The sequence below is a fragment of the Leeia speluncae genome, assembly GCF_020564625.1.
GTDB lineage: Bacteria > Pseudomonadota > Gammaproteobacteria > Burkholderiales > Leeiaceae > Leeia > Leeia speluncae.
This window is the reverse complement of sequence record NZ_JAJBZT010000001.1, coordinates 545,905-565,921: the sequence shown is the minus strand read 5'-3', so window position 1 is coordinate 565,921 and position 20,017 is coordinate 545,905. Positions and strand designations below refer to the sequence as shown.

The 20,017-nt window shown below is 43.6% G+C and carries 17 protein-coding genes and 5 tRNA genes; 6 read left to right on the top strand and 16 right to left on the bottom strand.

From position 1 onward, the window contains the following. Window positions 1-39: 39 nt before the first annotated feature. The 4 genes from LIN78_RS02740 to LIN78_RS02725 all read right to left on the bottom strand — a co-directional run bounded on the left by LIN78_RS02740 (window position 40) and on the right by LIN78_RS02725 (window position 1,197). Complete coding sequence (locus LIN78_RS02740) at window positions 40-717, bottom strand: MarC family protein (protein WP_227178205.1); 678 nt, start codon at window positions 715-717, stop codon at window positions 40-42. A gap of 122 nt (window positions 718-839) precedes the next feature. Continuing rightward, window positions 840-913 (bottom strand) — tRNA-Arg (locus LIN78_RS02735). Window positions 914-992: 79 nt separating this feature from the next. Beyond that, window positions 993-1,069 (bottom strand) — tRNA-Pro (locus tag LIN78_RS02730). A 51-nt stretch (window positions 1,070-1,120) separates the two neighbouring features. Then, window positions 1,121-1,197 (bottom strand) — tRNA-Pro (locus LIN78_RS02725). 123 nt (window positions 1,198-1,320) lie between these two features. Here LIN78_RS02725 and folD point away from each other — a divergent pair. Next, window positions 1,321-2,175, top strand: coding sequence for a bifunctional methylenetetrahydrofolate dehydrogenase/methenyltetrahydrofolate cyclohydrolase FolD (gene folD, locus LIN78_RS02720; RefSeq protein ID WP_227178203.1), 855 nt, complete (start codon window positions 1,321-1,323; stop codon window positions 2,173-2,175). Between the two features lie 177 nt (window positions 2,176-2,352). Here the strand turns inward: folD and LIN78_RS02715 are convergent, their stop codons facing one another. The 5 genes from LIN78_RS02715 to LIN78_RS02695 form a co-directional block, all read right to left on the bottom strand. Beyond that, window positions 2,353-2,724, bottom strand: a complete 372-nt coding sequence (locus tag LIN78_RS02715) for a hypothetical protein (RefSeq protein WP_227178201.1) — start codon at window positions 2,722-2,724, stop codon at window positions 2,353-2,355. Between the two features lie 92 nt (window positions 2,725-2,816). Beyond that, entirely contained in the window at window positions 2,817-3,299 is a 483-nt protein-coding gene (gene ybaK / locus LIN78_RS02710) for a Cys-tRNA(Pro) deacylase (RefSeq protein WP_227178199.1), read from the bottom strand. Between the two features lie 35 nt (window positions 3,300-3,334). Further along, the gene (locus LIN78_RS02705) at window positions 3,335-4,111 is read right to left on the bottom strand and encodes a 3'-5' exonuclease (protein WP_227178197.1); all 777 of its coding nucleotides are present in this window, start codon (window positions 4,109-4,111) and stop codon (window positions 3,335-3,337) included. 108 nt (window positions 4,112-4,219) lie between these two features. Next, on the bottom strand, window positions 4,220-5,074 hold the full coding sequence (gene fghA / locus LIN78_RS02700; RefSeq protein WP_284700239.1) for an S-formylglutathione hydrolase: 855 nt from the start codon (window positions 5,072-5,074) through the stop codon (window positions 4,220-4,222). Beyond that, window positions 5,075-6,184: an S-(hydroxymethyl)glutathione dehydrogenase/class III alcohol dehydrogenase gene (locus LIN78_RS02695; RefSeq protein ID WP_227178194.1), complete on the bottom strand. Its 1,110-nt coding sequence runs from the start codon at window positions 6,182-6,184 to the stop codon at window positions 5,075-5,077. 242 nt (window positions 6,185-6,426) lie between these two features. On the opposite strand from LIN78_RS02695, the gene LIN78_RS02690 reads away from it, so the two are divergent. After that, the gene (locus tag LIN78_RS02690; protein WP_227178192.1) at window positions 6,427-6,879 is read left to right on the top strand and encodes a YaiI/YqxD family protein; all 453 of its coding nucleotides are present in this window, start codon (window positions 6,427-6,429) and stop codon (window positions 6,877-6,879) included. 84 nt (window positions 6,880-6,963) lie between these two features. Here the strand turns inward: LIN78_RS02690 and LIN78_RS02685 are convergent, their stop codons facing one another. Together LIN78_RS02685 and LIN78_RS02680 are read right to left on the bottom strand one after the other, a co-directional pair. After that, window positions 6,964-7,491, bottom strand: coding sequence for a single-stranded DNA-binding protein (locus LIN78_RS02685; protein WP_227178191.1), 528 nt, complete (start codon window positions 7,489-7,491; stop codon window positions 6,964-6,966). A 156-nt stretch (window positions 7,492-7,647) separates the two neighbouring features. Further along, complete coding sequence (locus LIN78_RS02680) at window positions 7,648-9,024, bottom strand: MFS transporter (protein ID WP_227178189.1); 1,377 nt, start codon at window positions 9,022-9,024, stop codon at window positions 7,648-7,650. Between the two features lie 454 nt (window positions 9,025-9,478). Between LIN78_RS02680 and LIN78_RS02675 the strand changes: the two genes are divergently transcribed. From LIN78_RS02675 to ung, 3 genes are read left to right on the top strand one after another with little or no spacing between them, the layout of a single operon-like run. Then, window positions 9,479-12,268 carry an EAL domain-containing protein gene (locus LIN78_RS02675; protein ID WP_227178187.1) on the top strand — a complete coding sequence of 930 codons (2,790 nt, stop codon included), beginning with the start codon at window positions 9,479-9,481 and terminating at the stop codon, window positions 12,266-12,268. Between the two features lie 57 nt (window positions 12,269-12,325). Continuing rightward, window positions 12,326-14,602 (top strand): Tex family protein, encoded by a 2,277-nt coding sequence (locus tag LIN78_RS02670; protein WP_227178185.1) that lies wholly within the window; start codon window positions 12,326-12,328, stop codon window positions 14,600-14,602. 17 nt (window positions 14,603-14,619) lie between these two features. Next, window positions 14,620-15,333 carry a uracil-DNA glycosylase gene (gene ung, locus LIN78_RS02665; RefSeq protein ID WP_373307735.1) on the top strand — a complete coding sequence of 238 codons (714 nt, stop codon included), beginning with the start codon at window positions 14,620-14,622 and terminating at the stop codon, window positions 15,331-15,333. 75 nt (window positions 15,334-15,408) lie between these two features. On the opposite strand, the gene ppnP is transcribed toward ung, so the two are convergent. The 5 genes from ppnP to LIN78_RS02640 form a co-directional block, all read right to left on the bottom strand. Then, window positions 15,409-15,726 carry a pyrimidine/purine nucleoside phosphorylase gene (ppnP, locus tag LIN78_RS02660; protein ID WP_227178182.1) on the bottom strand — a complete coding sequence of 106 codons (318 nt, stop codon included), beginning with the start codon at window positions 15,724-15,726 and terminating at the stop codon, window positions 15,409-15,411. A 14-nt stretch (window positions 15,727-15,740) separates the two neighbouring features. Next, entirely contained in the window at window positions 15,741-15,938 is a 198-nt protein-coding gene (locus LIN78_RS02655) for a DUF2788 domain-containing protein (protein WP_373307733.1), read from the bottom strand. Window positions 15,939-15,999: 61 nt separating this feature from the next. Next, complete coding sequence (argF, locus tag LIN78_RS02650; RefSeq protein ID WP_227178178.1) at window positions 16,000-16,917, bottom strand: ornithine carbamoyltransferase; 918 nt, start codon at window positions 16,915-16,917, stop codon at window positions 16,000-16,002. Window positions 16,918-17,135: 218 nt separating this feature from the next. Beyond that, window positions 17,136-17,222, bottom strand: a tRNA-Leu gene (locus tag LIN78_RS02645). 29 nt (window positions 17,223-17,251) lie between these two features. Next, window positions 17,252-17,338: transfer RNA gene (locus tag LIN78_RS02640), tRNA-Leu, on the bottom strand. 255 nt (window positions 17,339-17,593) lie between these two features. Between LIN78_RS02640 and rnr the strand changes: the two genes are divergently transcribed. After that, window positions 17,594-20,002, top strand: a complete 2,409-nt coding sequence (gene rnr / locus LIN78_RS02635) for a ribonuclease R (RefSeq protein ID WP_227178176.1) — start codon at window positions 17,594-17,596, stop codon at window positions 20,000-20,002. Window positions 20,003-20,017 lie beyond the last annotated feature (15 nt).

Here is a 20,017-nt window from a genome sequence, read left to right as displayed (position 1 = left end):
GAACGTTCGTACTAAAACAGTTCGATTTCTTTGAAAATTTTAACCTGCTAATGATTTTTGCAGTTGATGAGCAAGTTCCATTAAGCCTCCCCATGCAATCTGCAAGCCAACGCAAAATGAAATAAAGGCAGAAAGCTGCAAGAAGATGTGCGTCCCGGTCTCACCCAGAAGTTTCGAGACCTTATCAGCAAATCGATATGCCAAAAAGACCGCGACACCAATAATACATGCGCCAGCAATACCCGCAATTAACCAGTAGAACATTTCAATTTTTGTATCTGGAACCGACGCACCCAAAGTAATCGAAATAGAAATTGAACCGGGGCCAACGGTTAACGGGAAGGTCATTGGATAAAATGCTTTACGGAAAGCAGAACCATACTTCGGTTTATCCGGTTCATTGCTTGACTTAGGACTTTCATCGGGATGAAGCAAGGACCAGCCGATTGAAGTAACCAGCAAGCCACCACCTAATTTCACAATCGCTAGTGATATACCAAAAAAATCCAGCACATAAGAGCCGATTTCTAGTGAAATTAAAATGACAAAAAAACTATAAATCGCCACCTTGCGCGCGAGAATATTACGCGTTGCAGCCGTATCCATTCTGGTCTGGCTAAGGAAAACAGGTACTTGACCAACAGGATTGATAATTGGAAGCAGTGCAGCAGCAATAATCAAGGTGTTGTGAATTAAGAATGACCATAAATGAGGCATGAGACACCTTCTTTTCTTTTAATCTGACAGGGGGACAAACGTCATGGCGAACGACAATAGCATGTCTAAACCAAGTTTAGGCAAGAGAAATAGAAAAAAATAGGAAATAAGGAGAAGAAGAGCGCGACAGGAGGGAGTCGAACCCCCGACCGGTGACTTAGAAGGTCACTGCTCTATCCAACTGAGCTACTGCCGCATCAGGATACACGCAACAAAATGTTGCCTGCTTAAACAAAAAAGCGCAATGTCTTCACATTACGCCTTTTTAGAATATTTGGTCGGTGTGGAGAGATTCGAACTCCCGACCCACTGGTCCCAAACCAGTTGCGCTACCAGGCTGCGCTACACACCGTTTGCTACATAATGCAAGTTGCGTATGATAACACAATTTTGCAAGTCTTGATGGTCGGTGTGGAGAGATTCGAACTCCCGACCCACTGGTCCCAAACCAGTTGCGCTACCAGGCTGCGCTACACACCGAATCAAAGAGAGCCGAACTATACTCGCTGGAATCTGGCTTGTCAAACATTTTTCGTGCTTGAGTCTCACTATTAAGGAATGAGATAATCCACCTTTCACAACTTATTACTATATTACCTCCCCATGACTGCACGTATCTTAGACGGTAAGACAATTTCTCAACGCATCGTTGCCCAACTGGCTGAGCGTACCAAGCTGCTGATTTCTCAAGGAAAACGCAGCCCAACGTTAGCAGTTGTTCTTGTGGGTGATAATGCGGCCTCTGCGATTTATGTTCGCAACAAAAAAAATGCCTGTGAGAAAGCAGGAATCCGCTCTATCTCTCATGAATTACCCTCATCTACCACCCAGGTTGCCTTGCTTGATCTGGTTAACCAACTCAATACAGATCCAGAAGTAGATGGGATTTTGGTGCAATTGCCGCTACCAGCTCACATTGATGCAGATGCAGTGACGGCAGCCATTGACCCAGCCAAGGATGTAGATGGCTTTCACTCTTACAATATTGGCCGCCTAGCACAAAAAATGCCTCTACTACGTCCATGCACCCCAAAAGGGATGATGACCTTACTAGAAGAAACAGGCGAAGACCTAGTGGGGAAAAATGCGGTGGTGGTTGGTGCATCTAACATTGTTGGCCGCCCAATGGCACTAGAACTGCTCATGGCACGTTGCACCGTCACCGTTTGCCACAGTGCCACTAAAGAGTTGGCCGAGCATGTAAAACGAGCAGACATCGTGGTTGCAGCGGTTGGCCGCCCACAGTTTGTTAAAGGTGACTGGATTAAACCTGGTGCAATCGTACTAGATGTTGGCATTAACCGCTTGGACGATGACAGAATCACCGGTGATGTGGAGTTTGAAGTAGCAAAAGAAAAAGCCAGCTGGATTACCCCTGTACCGGGTGGTGTTGGCCCAATGACAGTTGCTTCCTTGATGGAAAATACCTTTATTGCAGCAGGATTGCTAGAAGACTAAGCTATTAAAAGTGTCTATCGATTAAAGGTATGAGAAGGCGATTTCCTATGGACATCGCCTTTTTTATTACGTATTGAAAGTTAACTGTCGGTGCGAAATTAAACCGACCTGCATCAGCAGATCAACCAATGAAGTGCGGAAATACCAAAACCAGTGAAAACAGAAACGTCCCGGCTTCTAGATAGTTTTTGAAATTAGATAAGTAATAGAGAGAAGTACGAGCCAGCAAATGATCGTAATATTGATATCTCTCTCTTCTTCAAAATTCGTATAACAGAGATGTCCTAATAACTTCACAAATCGATTTGTACCCAGAATAAAGCCAACAACCGCAGGAAAAAAAACAGTCATCAATATAGCTGTTTTTGAAAAAATCTGTATGTGTCCCACCAACATCCCGCCAACAATTCTAGACTCCCGATAAATAACCACTAGAATAAGCAAGACAGCAATGTTAAAGACAATTGGCGCGAACATTGCCATGAATATTCGATCAATAATTCCTGGAGACTCAGGCCGTTTGAGATTATCCGTACGTCTATTTTTCATTAGCACTCCTATTTTTAGATCAAAAACAACGTTTTTTGATCTAAAAATTTTATGCTAATCACTCAAACAATATTCCGTCAACATATTTATGTTTACACGCCAACCGTCACATAACCAACCTTCAGACATTTCTCGATATCAGCAGGTAATAGCCGCACAAGAAAACCACGCTTACCACCGTTAATCCAGATTTGAGGAAGTTCTTTGATGGTTTCCTCTACATAGATGGGTAAAGTCTTTTTGGTGCCAAATGGCGAAGTGCCGCCAACCAAATAGCCAGTGTGCTTATTCGCCACTTCTGGTTGGCAAGGGGTAATTTTCTTTTTACCAATTAAACGAGCCAATTGCTGCGTCGATACATCTTTATCACCATGCATCAACACAATCATTGGCTGCTTAGCTTCGTCTTCTAATACGATGGTTTTAATTACCAAATGTTCATCTACACCTAAAGCCGTTGCACTCGCTCTTGTGCCGCCTTTTTCGATGTATTCATATAGGAATGGCTCAAAATCTACTTTAGCAGCACGTAGGGCCCTCACGGCCGTTGTAATTGGGTATTTATCGTCCTTCATGGTGTTTCTTTGTATCTGGTGGGTTTAAAAGAAAGTTAAACAGGCCAAGCGGCTAAAAATTGACGCCAGTGCTCGCCGTCTTGATGGCTTAGAGAGTCTCGCACAAACTGTACCTCAGACTGGTAGGCCTCAGGACTAAAATGGCCTCGCATGAGCTGAAAACGGCAGTACATCAGATAAGTATTGGCGACATCGGTTTCGCAATAGTCACGAATGGCCTTTAAACCGCCATCCAGCCATGTTCGCCATACTTGGCTACCATCCATATCCAATTTCCCCGGAAAACCGCAAAGCTTGGATAGTTCGTCCAACGGCGCATTTGCTCGTCCAGAATACATTGCCAACACATCCATCAAGTCGATATGGCGGGTATGGTAGCGACTAATATAGTTGTTCCATTTAAATTCACGGTCATCTTCGCCCAAATCCCAATAACGAGGTGCAGCAACCCCATTCACCATGGCTCGATAATGGAGCACCGGCAAATCAAAACCACTGCCATTCCAAGAGACGAGCTGAGGAGTGTAACGCCCTACACCATCAAAGAAGCGTTTAACGAGACTACCCTCATCTTCACCTTCTTCACCTAGCGACCAGACTTTTAAACCGGCATCCGAGCGAAGTACGCAGGAAATAGCGACTATTCGCTGCAAATAGTGAGGCAAGAAATCATTACCATGGGATTCACGGCGCTTTTCGAGTGCGGACAAAATTACGTCTTCGTCGGTATAGTTACTTGGATAACCTTGCAGTTTTCGCAAGCCGCTAACGTCAGGAATCGTTTCGATATCAAAGACAAGAACAGGAATCAATCGGTTAACCTTTATGGGCTAAGTGGGCGTACACAACACACACCAATGAAAATGGGCTACCTCGAAGAGTAGCCCAAGCAGTCTGCACACGGCAAGCCAAGGACCAGTTTAGCCCTTCAAAATCCCTGCATGATGACGCAAATGGTCATCAATATAGGAACTAATAAAGTAATAGCCGTGGTCATAACCGTCACGCAGATTCACCGACACCGCTTGACCAGCCTTCTGGCAAGCCTCGACAAATAATTCGGTCTTCAATTGCTCGACCCAGAATTTATCGCTTGTACCTTGATCAATCAGAATGGTTTGCGGATGCTGCTGCTTGGCAACGAGGCTAGTCGCATCATAAGCCGCCCAAGCCGATTGATCTGCGCCCAAGTAACCGGTGAAGGCTTTGACACCCCACGGACATTGGCTAGGAGCAACGATTGGCGCAAAAGCGGAAACAGATTTAAATTGCTCTGGATGCTTTAGACCAATTGTTAACGCGCCATGCCCACCCATCGAATGGCCAAAAAGCCCCATACGGTCTAGGTCTGCTGCAGGAAAATTAGCTGCTAGCACTGCGGGCAACTCTTTAACGACATAGCTATACATATTGTAAGCGGTCGACCAAGGTGCTTGCGTGGCATCCAGATAAAACCCGGCTGCCAGACCAAAGTCCCAGCTATCTGACTCACCAGCAACAGCTGCATCACGCGGGCTAGTATCACAAGTCACCAGCATCATGCCTAGTTCGCTAGCAAGCCTCTGAGCACCTGCTTTGATCATGAAGGTTTCTTCGGTACAAGTCAGCCCGGACAAGTACAGCAGTACGGGCACCTTGCCTGCTTCCGCTTGTGGCGGCTGGTAGAGCGAGAACTTCATGCTGCCGTTGCAGCTGGTGGACGCATGACGATAAAAGCCCTGCTTGCCACCAAATGCACGATGTTCGCTCAGCACTTCCATCGTCAGATTACTCATTTAGAATACCACCACACTGCGGATAGACTCGCCAGAGTGCATCAGGTCAAAGCCTTTGTTGATGTCTTCCAGTGGCATCACATGGGTAATCAGATCATCAATATTGATCTTGCCTTCCATGTACCAGTCGACAATTTTTGGCACATCGGTACGGCCACGTGCGCCACCAAATGCTGAACCTTTCCATACACGGCCTGTTACCAACTGGAATGGACGTGTGCTAATTTCTTTACCTGCACCAGCCACACCAATAATGATGCTCTCGCCCCAGCCTTTGTGGCAGCATTCTAGTGCTTGACGCATCACATCGACATTACCAATACATTCAAAGCTATAGTCTGCACCACCATCAGTTAGATGAACTAGGTATGGAACTAGATCACCCTCAACTTCTTTCGGGTTCACAAAGTGAGTCATACCAAATTTTTCTGCTAATTCACGACGTGCAGGGTTGATATCCACACCAATGATCATATTCGCACCGGCCAAGCGCGCGCCCTGAATCACGTTCAGACCAATACCACCCAAGCCAAAGACAACTACATTGTCACCTGGCTTTACTTTTGCGGTGTTGATCACAGCGCCAATACCTGTTGTTACACCGCAACCGATATAGCAAACCTTATCAAATGGTGCGTCTTCGCGGATTTTTGCCAACGCAATTTCTGGCACAACGGTGTAGTTTGCGAAGGTAGATGTACCCATATAATGGAATACTTTTTCACCATTTAAGGTAAAACGGCTAGAACCATCAGGCATTAATCCTTGACCTTGTGTGGCGCGAATCGCCTGACACAAGTTTGTTTTTTGGCTCAAGCAAAACTTACATTGGCGACATTCTGGGGTGTACAAAGGAATGACGTGATCTCCTTTTTTCAGCGTCGTTACGCCGGGACCGACATCAACCACAATACCGGCGCCTTCATGGCCAAGAATCGCAGGAAACAAACCTTCAGGATCATCACCAGAACGGGTAAATTCATCTGTGTGGCAAAGACCAGTCGCTTTAATCTCGACCAATACTTCACCGTAGCGAGGGCCTTCAAGCTGAACAGTCTCAATCGTTAAAGGCGCACCTGCTTTATGTGCAACCGCTGCACGAACATCCATCTTGTTCTCCTAAATTATCTGGCATTCATATTAAGTAGCCCTATCGCTTTACTTAACAGAATCTCCTTGCCAGAGGTTTTGAAAAAAATGTATCAAGCATACAGAAATAATTCTAAATTACTTGTCCTAATACGACGAGCTATCCTTTTTAATGGCAATTTTAACTGGACAGCGAATTGGATGGCATAATACTGACCTACTCAGACGAGTAAATCACCTCCAAATTACCGAAAAGAAATGTTATGCGCATTTATGTAGATGCTGATGCTTGCCCTGTTGCCATTAAAGAGGTGATTTATCGTGCAGCCAATCGCTGTCAACTATCCACCTTATTTGTTGCCAACCGATTACTGAACACTCCGCCTTCAGACTGGATCAAAGCATATCAAGTTCCATCGGGATTTGATGAGGCGGATAAATATATTCATGAGATTGTCGAAGCAAATGACTTAGTGATTACTTCTGATATCCCGCTAGCGAGTTTGGTCATTGCCAAAGGGGCAACCGTAATAGACTTTAAGGGGGAGTTAATCGACAAATTCAATATCAGTGAACGCTTATCGATTCGCGACTTTATGGAGTCATTACGAAATAGTGGGGTAGAAACTGGTGGCCCTAGTGCATTTAGCGCTGCTGACAAACAACAGTTTTCCAATCAGTTAGATAGACTTCTGACCAAATTTATCAAGTCTTAAAAGAATATCTAAAATTTCTAAATTAAAAGCCACTATCACTAGTGGCTTTTAATTTTTCTGCAACACACCTACCCCATTCTCGGCTTAGAAAGGGATATCGTCATCGGCAAAGTCATCCATCTGAGGACGTTGTTGAGCTGGTCTTGGGGCTGGCTGACTAAAGCCGCCACCCTGACCACCCTGACCTTGATTACCACCACCATAAGCTGGCGCAGGTGGCGCACTTTGGAAGCCGCCGTCATCATTACCACCAAAGTCGGCAGCACCGCCGCCCATGCCACGTCCACCTAACATTTGCATCTGATCAGCAACCACTTCTGTCGTATAGCGATCTGCACCTGTTTGTTTGTCTTGCCATTTACGGGTTTGTAAACGACCTTCCAAATACACTGAACTTCCTTTTTTCAGGTATTGGCCTGCGATCTCAGCCAAGCGACGATACATAACAATGTTATGCCATTCGGTACGCTCTTGCTTTTGACCATTCTTGTCTTTCCAAGAATCTGTCGTTGCAATACTAAAGTTGGCAACTGCCTCTCCGTTTGGCATGTAACGCACTTCTGGGTCACGACCCAAATTACCAATCAACAACACTTTATTCAGAGATGCCATCTTTTAGAATCATCCATTTTCAACATCATTAATCTTACAGATTGCCCTACATGACAGTAGACAACCCAATAGTTCTCTGTAAATTCTACCGGATAAGCTGAGCTGAAGAAAATAAAAGCGCAAAATTTTCAATTACCATCTAAACAAAACATCAGATTAGGCAGCTTCCAGCAATTGCTTTACACCTGCCTCATCCCACCCAGCCTGTGAAACCTTCAGATAAATCGCCCGCTCTTCAGTGATTACCGCCGCTTCCAACACACCATGGCATGCCGCTAAACTTTGTTTTAGTAAATTAGCATCACCATTCCAATCATCAGCGAGATGGAACATCTTGCTAGATGCTTTTAGCGGTGGCTTCATTGCTGCGGCAACAATCAGCCACAAGAACATTAGAAATGCACAAAACAAAAAGGTAGGCGCAATACCTGCATGCTTATAAACCACACCACCTAAACCACCACCAACGGCAAAACCAATCGACTGGGCGGTATTCTGTACCCCCATTGCCGTACCCTTTGCATCTGCTGGCGCCATTTTGGAAATCATTGATGGCAAAGTAGCCTCTAAAATATTAAAGGCAATAAAGTAAATACCTAGCAATCCAAAAATACCCGCATAGGAAACTAGGCCGAAAGACATGCCCGCTTGGGCAACCAGCATCAGTGCAATTGCCGCCAAGAATACAGGTTTTAGCTTTCCTTTTTTCTCACCATAAATAATGGCGGGCACCATAAGTACAAATCCTAAAATTGCAACGGGTAAGTACACGTGCCATTGAATTGATTGATCTAGCTTTAGTTCTTTACTTAATACAAACGGAATGACGGCAAACATCGCAGCCTGTGCAGCATGCAATGCAAATACACCAAAATTTAAACGCAGTAATTCGGTATTTCTCAATACAGAAGGTAATCTACTTGCATTCGTTTCTGTATCTGAGTGAAAACGAGAAATAACAGGGTCTGGAACAATAAATTTAACACCAATTGCTGCGGCAATCGCCAAGCATCCTATCAGCTTAAACATGCCAGGCACACCAATCCAATGCTCAATCCTTGCTGCAAGCACTAGTGATACTGCAAATGTGACACCAATACTGCCACCAATCATCGCCATCGCTTTGGTACGATGTTCTTCACGCGTTAAGTCCGCGAGTAATGCGGTTAGAGCAGCAGATATCGCCCCTGTTCCTTGCAAACCCCTAGCTGCAATTAGCCAGTAAATATTACTGGCATAAGCCGCAATAAAACTACCGATTGCTAACAGCGTTAAGCCAATATAAATTACTTTTTTGCGGCCAATACGATCAGACAACATGCCAAACGGAATCAATAGGCAGGCTTGTACTAAGGCAAAAATACCAAACGCAAAACCACCTAAAGCGGGATCACTACCTGGCAAGTGTGATGCATAGGGCATGAACACAGGTAAAAAGAGAAAAATCCCCAACATACGAAGGGCATAAACGCCTGCCAGCCCTAGGCTTGCTCTCATTTCGATGGGTGACATTCGAGATTCAGCTTGCTTCATTCATTGTTCACTATGCGAATTAAAGTCATTTACTAACAACGAGCTGTCGAAACAGTTGGTTGACAAGTCATTTATTTTGAAACATCTCTACAGCGCTTTGGAGCCTTCAACTCAACACACCATCCGAATACCTGCTTGAACTCGAATGTGTAATTTGAATCGACTGCTTGCAAAATTTTTATTGCATTAAACCCAAAAAACCTATAGAAATCGGCCCGGAAGATTATCAGAACAGCTATAAAATAACCATACACACGGATTACCCTATTGGGTATGGTTGCATATGTATGAAAACTGCATTAAAAGAGATGCAAAGGGACAATTTTAACTGAAACTGTCAGAAGACTACAGGTTAAATAAGACAGTACCGAGCACATCTGTTATGCTAATTCGATGATAAGCAAATATCCCCTTTTTGTGACATCTGCCTATTGCATGGATGAATAAGCAATTGATGAAACTGAAGCCAAGACTAACATTACGTAGCGCACTCATCATTACGGTCGTTCTTGCCTTGCTGATACCAGCAGTTGGTACAGGCCTTTATGCGATCAAAAAACGCCGTGCTGATCTGTATGATGCATTTATGACCGACCAAACTCGTTTGGCGGAGATCCTTTCATTAGGTATGCAAGAACCTGTTTGGAACTTAAGCCCAGAGTCTGCCAAGCCTATCTTAGAAGCTTTATCTAGTGACCGTCGAATTTCGAGCATAGAAGTTCATGCCGAAAACGTCGGTACTTTTTTGTCCCTGACACATTCAGAATTTGCGACCGGTAAACCTTATGTGGTCAAACGCCCTATCGTAAGAAAAGGGGCTCAAATTGGTGAAGTTCAGATTGTCATGCACGATGGGCAATTACAAGAACAGCTAACGATTTACGAAAAAACCTTCTTGAACATTCTACTTGGGCAGATTCTGCTCAGTATGATCATGATTTTGGTACTTCTTCAACGTCGTCTGTTAGATCCGCTCAGAAAACTAATCTCAGAATCGACTAGCTTGGCGCGTCGTGAATTAGACGAACCCTTTGTTTGGGAAAGAACGGATGAATTAGGCATGCTAGGTCAATCGCTCGAAACCACGCGGATGGCTTTGAATAACCTATTTGTTGCACAAGAAGAAACCAATATCCGACTTGAAGAAGAACTAGAAGAACGCAAAAAGTCAGCCCAAGCATTGGCCTTAAGTGAAGACCGGTATCGTTCACTGATCGAAAATGCGCCGGAAGCCATTGTCGTGATCGATGTAAACACCGGTACGTTCACAGACGCAAACCCATTTGCATGTAGCCTATATAACTTAACGCGCGAGAAGCTACTGTCTTTAACGCTTTGGGATGGACTCATTACACCAGCTTTTCAGCCGGATGGAAAATCTTCATCTGACCTTGGCCACAAAATTCTCGATGCGGCCTTTGCCGGAAAACCACAAGTACTTGAATGGCAGCACACTACAGCTAGAAACCCGAATTTATTTGTTGAAATCCGTTTATCTAGAATGCCTTCGATGAATGGTAACTTTGTCCGCGCAACCATTGTAGATGTGACACAGCGAAAACTAATTGAAGAAGGCCTACAACTTGCATCTAAAGCAATTCAGCAAAGCCGAGACGGTATTCTGATTCTAGATAATGAGTTTCGCATTATTTCTGCGAACCCGGCATTTTGCCAAATGCTGGCCACAACAGAAGATCATTTAATTGGTGTGGTAGCACCAATGCTTAAAGGCAGAGATCATTACCACACATTAATCGATACGATTCAGCATCATTTGAATAGCCACACTTTCTGGGAAGGTGAAATTTGGACCAGAAAAGAAAATGGCGAAATGTTCTTAGAGCTAGTGACGTTATCGCCAATTAGAGGCGATGATGGTGCAATTCGGAACTTTGTTTGTATCACTTCTGACATTACAGAACAAAAACAGCACGCCGACCACATTTGGCACTTGGCACACCACGATACCGTCACTGGACTACCTAACAGAAACTTACTGCACGATAGATTGATGCAATCTATCTTACAAGCTGAGCGCAATCATAAGAAAAGCGCACTTCTCTTTATTGACCTAGATCGCTTTAAAAACATTAACGACACCTTAGGCCATAGTTTTGGTGACCGCTTGCTGAAACACGTTGCAGACCGCCTAATCGGTTGTGTTGGTCATGCGGATACGGTAGCTAGAATTGGTGGTGATGAGTTTGTGATTGTGTTGTCTGGCTTAGATGATGCGAAAGAGGCAGAAAATACCGCATTAAAAATCATGGAGGCGCTAACCAGCACCTTCGTTATTGATAACATGGACTTACACATCACACCATCTATAGGTATTGCCTTATGCCCTGACGATGGATCAACTGTTGATGGCTTAATGCGTAACGCTGATACTGCCATGTATTTTGCGAAAGATAGTGGTCGCAATAACTATCAGTTCTTCAAACAAAGCATGAACACTGCCGCAACTGAACGCCTTGATATGGAGCGTCAGTTACGTATTGCCATACGTAATGATCAATTTGAATTACATTACCAACCTCAAATTGATTTGATTACCAAAGAACTAGTCGGCATGGAGGCGTTGATTCGCTGGAGACACCCAGAACTAGGTTTAGTATCGCCACTACGCTTTATTCCAATTGCAGAAGAGACTGGCCTAATTGTGCCAATTGGTGAATGGGTTCTGCGTGAAGCTTGTCGACAAACAAAAGTGTGGGAAGATGCAGGCTTAAAAGTTGTTCCAGTTGCGGTTAACTTATCTGCACGTCAGTTCTTAAAAGGATCGCTTGTAGAAACGGTTGCCTCCGCGCTTGCCGAAAGTAGATTAGACCCCGAATTACTACAATTGGAGATTACTGAGTCTCTACTGATGTATGAGGTAGAAGATACTATCCAGCTGCTTTCTCGATTGAATGAACTAGGTGTTTCACTTGCGATTGATGATTTTGGTACTGGTTACTCTAGCTTGTCCTACTTAAAACGCTTCCCAATTGACCACCTAAAAATTGACCGCTCATTTGTTCGCGATGTAATTAATGACCCAGATGATGCATCGATTACTTCTGCGATTATCGCGATGGCGCACAACCTAAAGTTAAAAGTAGTGGCCGAGGGCGTAGAAACGGAGCAGCAAGCTAGTTTCCTGAAAGAATTAGGATGTGAGTTTGCACAAGGCTTCTTATACAGTAAGCCACTGCCATCTGCTGAGATGGCCTTATTCATGCAAAATGAAATTCCTGCTTGATTTTCAATAGAAACCTCTTCAAAGTGGCGGTCTTGTTAATAGCTAGATTGCCACTATATGTCTTCTTCGATTGCCAAACGAATTGCGGTTGAACTAAACGTTCGTGAGCAGCAGGTTAATGCTGCAATTACCTTACTTAATGAAGGTGCAACGGTTCCATTTATTGCACGATATCGTAAAGAAGTCACCAACGGCTTAGACGACACCCAATTACGCGCCTTAGAAGAACGGCTAGCTTATCTAACCGAACTAGAAGACCGACGTGCTGCGATTATTAAAAGCATCACAGAGCAAGAAAAACTGACGCCATCGTTACTCACACAATTACAACAAGCAGATACAAAGCAATCCTTAGAAGACCTCTATCTCCCTTTTAAACCCAAAAGAAGAACCAAAGCACAAATTGCGCGGGAGCAAGGACTTGCTCCGCTAGCAGATAAAATTCTCAGCCAATTACATTTGGAGCCAGCAGAATTAGCGGCAACGTTTGTCGGCTCACACCCAGATTTAGCTGACCTTAAAAGCGTGCTAGATGGCGCTAGACACATTGTGATTGAAACCTGGTCAGAAGACGCCTCTTTAATTGGGAAGCTTCGAAATTTACTTTGGCAAAAAGGACAAATCACCACCAAGCGAATTGACCAAAGCGAAAGTGCTGAGAAATTTAAAGACTATTTTGCTGCTACTGAAGACATCCGCTCCATTCCCTCTCACCGAGCATTAGCGATATTGCGTGGAGTTGCCGAAAATGCACTGAGTATTAAACTAGATTTACCAGAGTCCTCAGAAGTAAATAATGCAGCCGAAGTCATGATCTTGCAGCATGCCCGAATTGATGCTCATGCCACGCAAAAATGGCGTGTAGAAACTGCAAAATTAGCTTGGAAAGGTAAAATTGGACCAAGTCTAGAAAATGAATTGCTGGCAACCCTAAAAGAAAGCAGTGAAACAGAAGCCATTCGCGTTTTTGCCAAGAATTTAAAAGATTTGTTACTGGCCGCACCTGCAGGTCAACGCGTAACGATTGGGTTAGACCCAGGACTTCGTACCGGCGTCAAAGTTGCAGTAGTAGACGGAACGGGAAAATTACTCGCAACAGATACTATCTATCCTCATGTCCCTCGCAACGATTGGTCTGGTAGCCTTAAAACCTTGACCCAATTAGTGAACACCCATCAAGTAGAATTAATTGCGATTGGAAATGGTACTGCAAGTAGAGAAACAGATAAGTTAGCACAAGAATTAATCAAGTCTTTCGATAGCCAAGTCAAGCTGCAAAAAATTGTTGTATCTGAAGCAGGGGCCTCAGTTTATTCTGCTTCAGAACTAGCGGCGAAAGAGTTTCCTACGCTAGACGTGAGTTTACGAGGTGCCGTTTCTATCGCTAGAAGATTACAAGATCCGCTCGCGGAACTCGTCAAAATCACACCAAAATCCATTGGTGTTGGCCAGTATCAACACGATGTGAATCAGGTCCAATTAGCAAAGTCACTTGATGCGGTAGTCGAAGATTGTGTCAATGCGGTCGGTGTAGATTTAAATACAGCGTCTATTTCACTGCTAACAAGAATATCTGGGTTATCTGCAACGATTGCGAAAAACATTGTTGAGTTTCGCGATCAGAACGGCGAGTTTTTAAACAGAGAACAATTGAAGAGAGTACCTCGCCTCGGAGAAAAAACGTTTGAGCAAGCAGCGGGATTCTTACGCATTCGCAATAGCAATAATCCGCTAGATAACTCTTCTGTTCATCCAGAGTCTTATCCTGTTGTCGCAAAAATGTTAGCAAAACTAAACAAACCGGTTTTAGAAGTAATTGGAAATAGCAGCCTTCTTAAGCAAATTCCCGCAACTGAGTTTGTTGATGGTGAAACAGGTCTTCCTACCATCATGGATATTCTGAAAGAACTAGAGAAGCCCGGTCGTGACCCAAGGCCAGAATTTAAAGCGGTTACCTTTGACGATGGAGTCAATGAAATAAAAGACCTAGCAATTGGTATGTTATTAAATGGCGTTGTCACTAACGTTACTAATTTTGGTGCATTTGTTGATATTGGCGTTCATCAAGATGGTTTAGTTCATATTTCTGCATTATCCGATCAGTTTGTGAAAGACCCACACCAAGTAGTCAAAGCTGGCGATATTGTCAAAGTAAAAGTGACTGAAATTGATGTCGCAAGAAAACGAATCGCATTAAGTATGAAGTTAAACGCAGAGCCGGTTAAACAAGCGAATAAGCAAACGACTAACAAACCAACCGCATCACCTAAGGCCAATGTAAACCAGCCAAAGGCAACCGCCTTTTCAGAGGCATTTGCCAAGCTAAAGAGATAATCATGCAGCAAAATTTTATGTTTCAAAATGAAACTGAATTCGAGTCAATCACCCATCAAGTAGCTGCATTGCCTGATGCTTGGAAACAAATTTTAAGTAACTCCTTACTTGATAGTGCATGGGAACAAGTCAATGCCTTACTAGCAAAGGAAAAGGAAGCTGGACAAACGGTTTACCCTACTAGCTTATTTACTGCATTTCATTTGACCAAGCTTGATCAAATAAAAATTGTGATCCTAGGGCAAGACCCTTATCACGGGGAAGGTGAAGCGCACGGGCTGGCATTTAGTGTACAAAAAGGTGTGAAGATCCCGCCATCCTTACGAAACATGTTTAAAGAACAGCTAGAATCAAACGCGATTACATCTGCACCAGTTAGCGGAGAGCTTTCAGAATGGGCAAAGCAAGGGGTTTTGTTACTAAATACGGTTCTTAGTGTAAGAAAAGACAAAGCAGGGAGTCATCGAGGGCACGGCTGGGAAACCATTACCAATCATCTGATAAGTGTTATCGCCAACCAATCTCAACCGATTGTATTTTTACTTTGGGGAAGTGATGCACAAAAGAAGAAATCACTCATTCCTTCTCATCAGTTGGTGCTAGAAGCACCTCACCCCTCCCCACTATCTTCCTACCGAGGATTTTTTGGTTGTAACCACTTTAATAAAGCGAATGAATGGTTACAAGAGAGAGGCGTGAAACCGATTAATTGGCAATTGCCAAACACTTAGCAATAAAAAAGCCAGCATCAACAGTTGCTGGCTTTTTTGCGATGCATAAACTCGCTAACCGCTGGCGAGTTTAAATCAACCAAAATGGCAGACGTAATGCACTGTTTCTGATACTTCAATATCAAAGCTAGAATCACCTGGTACTTTGAATTCTGAACCAGCAGCATAAGCTACCCATTCTTCAGTACCTTTCAAGCGTACCTTGCATGCACCGTCAACAATTTCCATGATTTCTGGTGCGCCGGTATTGAAAGTCAAAGATGCTGGCAAAATCACACCAACTGATTTTTTAGTACCATCAGGAAAAGTAACACCATGGCTAATACATTTACCATCAAAATAAACGCTAGCTTTTTTATTTACGGTTACATCTGCAATTACTAAATCAGCCATTTTTCTCTCTCAACTCAGACCAAAATTTCGGTCAAAATAGTTTTCAAAACAAACCCAAATACACCTAAACCTAATGTACCAAACAAGACGATGGTGCCGTACTTTCCCGCTTTTGATTCTTTAGCTAAGTCATAAACAATAAATGACATGTAAAGGATCAATCCCGTTAGACCGATTTGCATACCTAGCGTAGCAACAACTTCTTCACTAATTTGCATGATCTATATTCCTTCACTTGGGATTTAGAGTGACTTCATCAAGAAGCCACTCATTTTAGTCAACTTGACCTAACAATAGGTATTCTAAAAGCGCCTTCTGGGTGTGCATACGGTTTTCTGCTTCATCCCATACCACGCTTTGCGGCCCATCAATCACCTCTGCGGCCACTTCTTCACCACGGTGAGCAGGTAGGCAATGCATAAATAACGCATCTGGCTTTGCATGAGACATTAGATCTGTTGTTACTTCGTATGGTTCAAAATCCATCTTACGCTGCAATGATTCACGCTCAAAGCCCATTGAGACACAAACATCAGTAGTGACAATGTCAGCATCTTTTACTGCCGCAATTGGATCATGTAATTGTACAAAATGGCGTTCATCATACTTCACGCCATCGACATCTTTGAACTCATACCCTTTTGGTGTCGCTGCACGTAATTGGAAATCAAACAGTTTCGCTGCTTGTCTCCATGTATAAGAAATATTATTCGCGTCACCAATCCAAGCAACAGTTTTACCTTTGATATCACCTCGGTGCTCAATAAAGGTAAAGATATCTGCCATGATTTGGCATGGATGAAATTCATTCGTCAGTGCGTTAATCACTGGTGCTTTTGAAACCGATGCGAAACGTTCAACAATGCGATGTTCAAAAGTACGCACCATGACAATGTCTGTCATGCGTGAAACAACACGAGATACATCTTCAATTGGCTCACCACGACCAAGTTGAGAGTCATTATTAGATAGAAAAACTGCATGACCGCCTAATTGCGCCATACCAGCTTCAAACGCAACACGCGTACGTGTCGAGTTCTTCTCAAAAATCATGGTCAACACTTTACCTGCAAGTGGCTGGTAAATTTCGCCTGCTTTCCAGCGTCGTTTCAATTCGGCTGTTCGTCGTAGCAAGTATTCATGCTCGGCCAAAGTGAAGTCACTGAATTGCAAGAAATGCTTTACTGCCATGTTTTCCTCGTTTCTTGAGTTATACGGGTACATCTAAATTCTAAATTTTGCCAAATCTGCAAACGATTTGAAAAAACATTAACTATTTCACAGAACCTTGGGTGTAGACAAGTGGAAATCGACAAATTGGCACAAATGTATGTTAGAAGCCAACGATAAATTGCATCTAAAACAATGATTTGGATAATTTTAAAGGAGAAATACTACAGAAGGACAACTGGTGCCCAGGAGAAGACTCGAACTTCCACAGTGTTGCCACCGCTAGGACCTGAACCTAGTGCGTCTACCAATTCCGCCACCTGGGCATGATGAGCAGAGTTTTCAATAATTTGCGTGGTGCCCAGGAGAAGACTCGAACTTCCACAGTGTTGCCACCGCTAGGACCTGAACCTAGTGCGTCTACCAATTCCGCCACCTGGGCTCACCAGCTTTACAAACTATTTTGCAAATAGACCATATAAATCTATTGCATGCCTGTCAAGAAGCACGCATTATAAGACTTTACAAAACCGTGTCAACTATCACGATGCAAAAAAAACCAAGAAGCAAAAGTACAGCAAACACCTCTTCAGTAAAACGCGCCAGTCCTAGAAGACAGGCAAATCCCCCACAAAAAACCGCAACAAAACCAGCGAGACAAACAGCGCCACAAAATGCGCGTTCAAGTGGTTTACGAATGCAAGATCCATGGCTAGATAGAGAAAAGCAAAACTATCAATTTCCTCTTCCAAGCCGTGAATATATTCTCCAAATCTTAACCGACCAGGGTGTACCAGTTCTTCCGATTGAACTGATGAATCTGTTAGAAATCCGAAATGATGAAGAAACACTTTTCATTAAACGACTAGCCGCGATGGAGCGAGATGGCCAGATCATCTTTAACCGAAAAGGTGCGATTTGCATTGCGGAGAAAATCGACTTAATCGTGGGTAAAGTTCAAGGCCATGCAGATGGTTTTGGATTTTGCTTACCTGAAGATGGATCATCAGATCTATTCTTATCTGCAAGAGAAATGCAGAAAGTCATGCATGGCGATAAGGTCTTAGTGCGTGAAGTACCCGGTGAAAAACGCGGCGGAAATCGAACCGGCAAGCGTGAAGGCATCATCATTGAAGTATTAGAACGCGCCCAACAACATCTAGTTGGTCGAATTATTGTCGAGCGCGGTATCCCTTTTGTATTAGCAGAAGATAAACGCATCTCTCATGAAATTCTGCTTCCTAAATCAGAAAATTCTCATTTAGAACAACCATTACAAACTGGTCAGATTGTGATGGTTTCACTGATTCAACAGCCGAGTAAGTACGCAAAACCCATTGGGAAAGTGACAGAAGTATTAGGCAACTATGCTGATCCAGGCATGGAAATTGAAATTGCGTTACGCAAACATAATTTGCCGCACATTTTTTCTGATGAAGTAGAAGCAACAAAGATCCCGAAAAAAGTACGTAAGAAAGATAAGGAAGGCCGTGTCGATCTAACTAGCCTGCCGTTAGTAACGATTGACGGTGAAACGGCAAAAGACTTTGATGACGCGGTATTTTGTGAGCCGCAAGGCAAAGGTTGGCGATTGGTTGTTGCCATTGCTGACGTTAGCTTTTATGTCACACCGGGTACAGCTTTAGACGAAGAAGCGAAAGCACGCGGTAACTCGGTCTATTTCCCTAGGCGTGTGATCCCAATGTTGCCAGAAGCCCTTTCAAATGGGATTTGCTCACTAAACCCTGCGGTTGAACGCCTCTGTATGGTTTGTGATATGCAAATCAATAAGAAGGGTGAAATTAAGAAGTATGAGTTCTACGAAGCGGTGATGTTCTCTCAAGCACGTTTAACTTATACAAAGGTGGCAAACTGGTTAGCAAAACCAGAGGAAATCGTAGACCCGGAAGCAAAAGCCTTATTACCGCACTTGCAACATCTCAATCAAGTATTCGACGCATTAAAAGCAGCGCGCGATGTACGTGGCGCGATTGATTTTGACACAACCGAAACACAAATGATCTTTAATGATCAAGGTAAAATTGAAACAATCGTTCCGGTTGTCCGCAATGATGCGCACCGATTAATTGAGGAGTGTATGCTAGCGGCCAACGTGTGCGCAGCAGATATTATTCTAAAGCATAAGCATCCATGTTTATTCCGTAATCACGATGTACCATCTCCTGATAAACAGGAAAAGCTTCGTACTTTTTTAAGAGAAACCGGATTAGGTCTAGGTGGTGGAGAAAAACCAACGGCCAAAGACTATGCGCAGTTGATGGAAAAAATCCGTGAACGTCCTGATGCGGGGCTGATGCAAACCGTCTTACTGCGTTCGCTAATGCAAGCACAGTATGAACCTGACAATATTGGCCACTTTGGTTTAGGTTACGAAGCGTATACGCATTTTACCTCCCCTATCCGCCGTTACCCAGATTTACTGGTACATCGGACGATCAAGGCAATCCTTGCTGGAAAAAAATATAAAGCCGGTAATTGGACGCAATTAGGTGAACATTGCTCGATGACAGAACGTCGTGCAGATGAAGCCTCTCGCGACGTCGAAAATTGGCTGAAATGCTATTTCATGCAAGACAAGGTGGGTGAAGTGTATGCTGGTACCATTTCAGCAGCGACTGCCTTTGGTATTTTCGTACTATTAGATGATATCTATATTGAAGGTCTGGTACATATCTCTGAGTTAGGTCGTGATTACTTCCATTTTGATCCAATCAGACATCAACTACTAGGTGAAAAAACAGGCGTTGTCTATCAGTTAGGTTCTCGTGTCACCATTAAAGTTGTTCGTGTAGACATGGAAACCAACAAGATAGATTTTGTACTAGTTGACGAAAAATCTGAGAACGAAGAAACGGATCTAACTCCTCAGAAAAAACCTAGACGTAAGAACAGCACAAGTCAGCGGAGTCGTTCTGCTGCAACTGGAAAGTCTGAACAAAAATCGGCAGCTCCAACTGAACCGAACCCTCGACCCCCACGTCGTCGTGCAAAATCAACTGCCAAACCGCGAACAGCATCAACGACTCCAAGTGGAAAACCTGCTGCTAAGCCGACGGGAACTAGACGACGGAAAAAAACAACTTAGCAATAAGTCTTCCCA